This is a genomic window from bacterium endosymbiont of Bathymodiolus sp. 5 South (assembly GCF_900128535.1).
Classification (GTDB): domain Bacteria; phylum Pseudomonadota; class Gammaproteobacteria; order PS1; family Pseudothioglobaceae; genus Thiodubiliella.
In genome coordinates this window covers 1-5,185 of sequence record NZ_FQTR01000123.1, presented here as the reverse complement: position 1 = coordinate 5,185, position 5,185 = coordinate 1, and the positions used below count along the sequence as shown (strand labels likewise).

Below are 5,185 nucleotides of genomic sequence, written 5' to 3'. Positions count from 1 at the left end.
ATGACAGCAGCGGTTTATGCTACTACGGCGCTAGATATCTAGCCCCTTGGTTAACGAGGTGGATAAGCCCTGATTCAGCAGGGGCGGTTGATGGCTTGAATTTGTATGTTTATGTGGGTAATAATCCACTTAAGTATAGGGATCCGACAGGGCATGTTAAGACTAAAATTGAGCAAGAAAATGCAGAAGAAGGGGCTATCGGAGGAATAAATAATATAGCGGCTATAAAATTAGATGCTGGAGAATATGTCAAAGCAGAAGAATCAGCACTATCACTTGATTTAAAGATGGAAAGAATAAAAGCCATACAACAAGAAATTTTGCAGTCGGATATATTTAAAAAATTGGGAGAATTGAAATCTTCTACTCGGCTTTATTATGAGAAGCTTCCTTACAGAGATGTAGATAACGAGATAAATGTGTTGCGATCTGATGTAAAAAATCGTATTGCTGATATAGAAAAAAAACATGGAGTCTCTAGCAATAGAGCCGCTATGCGTTTTACAGCAAGTGATGAATTTAAGGATATGCTCTTTGAACAATATAAAGTTGGCAATTGTGGGGAATTTACTGATATGATGATGAGTGAATTAAATAAAAATTACCCTGAAATGATAGTAGAAAAGGTGTCAATGGACAAACCTGATCATGTTTTCAATGTGCTTAATCGCGATCAATCAACCTCTATATTTAATCCTGAAAAATGGAATGACGATTCTTTGGTAGTAGACCCATGGAAAAGAACTGTTTACACCAAACAAGAGTTTCTTCTTGTAAATTCACCATCAAATTTTTACGGACTGAATGATCGTATGCAGGGTAAGACTGAAATTAAAGTACAACATAATGAGAGTTTGATGAGTTTTCTTTTATTTAAAGGGATTAAACTTAAAGGGGAAGAAAGCACCCTTTAACTTGCTATCTTAATCCACATATAGAAAGACCCCTGCACTAAACTAAAAAACCCAACAAAAAAATCCAAATTCTCAACTAGGCGCTATTAACAAGATAGTCAACTGGACGGTAATAGCGTGCTTGAGTTTTACTAGTTAAATCTTGCTAAACAGGTAGATAGAGACCTTTGCGTAAATAGGGATGATTAGCAAAATCCAATTTTTGCCCACTTGGTGATTTCTTTAAACCTTGTCCTAGTAGGGCTAAGGCTGGGTTTAAAAAATCGCCAAGTAGGTGAAAAGTGGGTTTCTGATGATTGTTCCTATTTATGCAAAGGTCTCAGATAAGAGGTATGCTAAACTTGTGATTTACAGGGTTAAATAACAGCATAATCCTTAAACGCATGCCATCATAAATATCAAAAGGAACTCTAATAACAATGATTACCCTAGAATTTTATCAGCAAACTTACGCCTACGACACAGGCAACAACCTAACCAACCTCTCACACCAAGCAAACAGCAACACTTGGCAACAAACCCTCACCATCCACCCAAACAACAACCGTGGCACTGAAACCCAGCAATCCACCAGCGACTTTGATGTCAATGGCAACCTGCTAACCCTTAACAACATTGGCACTCTACATTGGCACTACAACAACACCCTTAACCAGATCACTAAGGCAGATAAAAGCAACACTACAGAGTACTATGTCTATGATTATCAAGACAATCGAGTCCGCAGCGTGGTTGAATCTAACAACCAAGTACAAAGCCAAAGGGATTACCTGCCTTTATTGGATACCTCAACCAACCAAGCAAAGCAACAAACCAACACCCTGCACATCGGCACCCATATCCTCAGCGAAAGCAGCAAAGACAACACCCAAAGCCCTAACCAAACCCGCTACCAACTCACCAGCCACCTACAATCTAACACCTTAGAGTTGGATGACAAAGCCCAAACTCTCAGCTACGAACACTACTACCCCTATGGTAGCACCGCCATCATTGCTGGCAAAGACAAAACCCAAGTCCAACAAAAACGCTACCGCTACACGGGAAAAGAAAGAGATGACAGCAGCGGTTTATGCTACTACGGCGCTAGATATCTAGCCCCTTGGTTAACGAGGTGGATAAGCCCTGATTCAGCAGGGGCGGTTGATGGCTTGAATTTGTATGTTTATGTGGGTAATAATCCGCTTAAATATATCGATCCGACAGGGCATTTTCCGCTTATCTCTTGGGGTGGGTTTGTGAGCAGTGTTAATGCTTATAAGGCAAATCAAAGAGATTTGCATATTTGGGTTGGAGAGGACCACGACAGACCACAAGGAAATTATTTAATGGTAAACTTAAACGCTGAAATTAAATTTCAAAATTTTATAGTAGAATCGATTGATACTGGTGTAGATGTAAGACCTTTCAAAGATCCAGAAATTATCCGCACTTTATATCAGCAAAAAACAACACAAGCTCTACATCCAAAACTAACATCTAAAGAAGTCAAAGAATTAATAGCTTCAATGACAAAGGTAATGATGCTGGCGGTAACCCTGAATTCTTATTGTATTGGTAGAGATTATTGGCGTGATAAAAGAGAATACGAAAGAATGCGAAGCATGGGAAGTTTCAATGGAAGTTCGCTCATTTTGGTTGGCGCAGCCCATACGCTAACAAATATAAAGCCGACAGAAGACAAAAACCCAAAAGCATATCCTGCTTTTAAGTATATGTGTGCAGATTCAAGTATTGCTGTAACACCCAAAAGTGTCATTGATAAACATACCACCTCTTTGGATAATTATAGAAAACCTACGACACCTGATTTTGGCGTGTGGGTTAAGGATCCGAAAGAAGGTACTTTTTTAGTTCATGGCTCAGAAAGCATCATGAGAGAGATATTTGGTAATATAATAGAGGAAGTGCCAATGAAATTAGTCGACCTATCTACCCCTAAACCTATACCACGACCTAGACCACTTCGATCTACTTGATGAACCCACTAGAACCCTATCACCAAACCTACACCTACGACACAGGTAATAACCTAACCAATCTATCACACCAGGCAAACAGTAATGATTGGCAGCAAACCCTCACCATCTATACAAACAATAACCGTGGCACCGAAACTCAGCAATCTGCCAGCGACTTTGATGTCAACGGTAACCTACTAACCCTTAACAGCATTGACACCCTACATTGGCACTACAACAACACCCTTAACCAACTTACTAAAACAGACAAAAGCAACACCACAGAGTACCATGTCTATGACTACCAAGGCAATCGAGTCCGCAGCGTGGTTGAATCTAACAATCAAGTACAAAGCCAAAGGGATTACCTGCCTTTATTGGATACCTCAACCAACCAAGCAAAGCAACAAACCAACACCCTGCACATCGGCACCTATATCCTCAGCGAAAACAGCAAAAACAACACCCAAAGCCCCAACCAAACCCGCTACCAACTCACCAGCCACCTACAATCCAACACCCTAGAGTTGGACGACAAAGCCCAAACCCTTAGCTACGAACACTATTACCCCTATGGTGGCACTGCCCTTATTGCTGGCAAAGACAAGACCCAAGTCCAACAAAAACGCTATCGCTACACGGGCAAAGAAAGAGACGACAGCAGTGGTTTGTGCTACTACGGTGCCAGATACTTAGCCCCTTGGCTAACGAGGTGGATAAGTCCTGATTCAGCGGGGGCAGTTGATGGTCTGAATTTGTATATTTATGTGGGCAATAATCCCCTTAAATATATCGATCCGACGGGGCATTTTCCGCTTATCTCTTGGGGTAGGTTTGTGAGTAGTGTTAATGCTTATAAGGCAAATCAAAGAGATTTGAATATTTGGGTTGGAGAACTCCACGACAGACCACAAGGAAATTATTTAGCAGTAAACCTAAACGCTGAAATTAAATTTCAAAATTTTATAATAGAAGCGATTGATGCTAGTGTATACGCAATACCTTTCAAGGATCCAAAAATTATCCGCACTTTATATCAGCAAAAAACAACACAAGCTCTATATCCAAAATTAACATCTGAAGAAGTCAAAGAATTAATAGCTTCACGGACAAAGGTAATGATGCTGTCGGCAACCCTTAATTCTAATTATATTGGTAGAGATTATTGGCGTGATAGAAGAGAATACGAAAGAATGCGAAGCATGGGAAGCTTCAAAGGAAGTTCGCTCTTTTTGGTTGGCGGATCCCATACACTAACAGATATAGGGGTGGATAAAGGTGTAAACCCAAAAGCATACCCTGCTTTTAAGTATATGTGTGCAGATTCAAGTATTGCTGTAACACCCAAAAGTGTCATTGATGAACATGTCGCCGATTTTGATAGTCGTAGAAAACCTACGACACCTGATTTTGGTGTGTGGGTTGAGGATCCGAAAGAAGGTACTTTTTTAGTTCATGGCTCAGAAAGCATTATGAGAGAGATATTTGGCAATATAATAGAAAAGATGCCAGCGAAGTTAGTCAACCTATCCGCTCCTGAACCTGTTGTTGCAATGATAAATAGGCGTACAGAAACTACAAAATTATGAGTACTTTAGAATCCTACTGCCAAGCCTACACCTACAACACAGGCAACAACCTAACCCACCTTTCACACCAAGCACACAGCAGCACATGGCAACAAACCCTCACCATCCACCCAAATAACAATCGTGGCACCGAAACCCAGCAATCCACCACCGACTTTAATGCCAACGGTAACCTGCTAACCCTCAACAACATTGGCACTCTACATTGGTACTACAACAACACCCTTAACCAGGTCACCAAGGCAGATAAAAGCAACACCACACAATACTATGTTTATAATTACCGAGGCAGACGAGTTCGCACTGTGATTGAATCCAACAACCAAGTGCAACACCAAAGAGATTATCTACCTTCACTAGATATTTCAATTAACAAAGTAAAACAACAAACCAGCACTCTACACATTGGCACTCACATCCTCAGTGAAATCAGCAAAGATAACACTCAAAGTCACTCAAAAACCCGCTATCAACTCACCAGCCACCTACAATCCAGCACCCTAGAGTGCAACGACAAAGCCCAAACCCTCAGCTACGAACACTACTACCCCTATGGTGGCACTGCCCTCATCGCTGGCAAAGACAAAACCCAAGTCCAACAAAAACGCTACCGCTACACAGGAAAAGAAAGAGATGACAGCAGCGGTTTATGCTACTACGGCGCTAGATATCTAGCCCCTTGGTTAACGAGGTGGATAAGCCCTGATTCAGCAGGGGCGGT

General features: G+C 41.1%; 4 protein-coding genes. All 4 read left to right on the top strand.

The annotated features are described in order from the left end of the window. Positions 1–914 (top strand): RHS repeat-associated core domain-containing protein (locus tag BBROOKSOX_RS12205; protein ID WP_257607826.1); only part of this gene is annotated, 914 nt, incomplete at its 5' end. A gap of 419 nt (positions 915–1,333) precedes the next feature. Next, positions 1,334–2,893 carry an RHS repeat-associated core domain-containing protein gene (locus BBROOKSOX_RS12200; protein WP_257607825.1) on the top strand — a complete coding sequence of 520 codons (1,560 nt, stop codon included), beginning with the start codon at positions 1,334–1,336 and terminating at the stop codon, positions 2,891–2,893. After that, positions 2,893–4,464, top strand: a complete 1,572-nt coding sequence (locus BBROOKSOX_RS12195; RefSeq protein WP_257607824.1) for an RHS repeat-associated core domain-containing protein — start codon at positions 2,893–2,895, stop codon at positions 4,462–4,464. The genes BBROOKSOX_RS12200 and BBROOKSOX_RS12195 overlap by 1 nt, the downstream gene beginning before the upstream one ends. Continuing rightward, the coding region (locus BBROOKSOX_RS08840) for an RHS repeat-associated core domain-containing protein (protein ID WP_139661142.1) at positions 4,461–5,185 on the top strand (725 nt) is incomplete at its 3' end. The genes BBROOKSOX_RS12195 and BBROOKSOX_RS08840, both read left to right, overlap by 4 nt.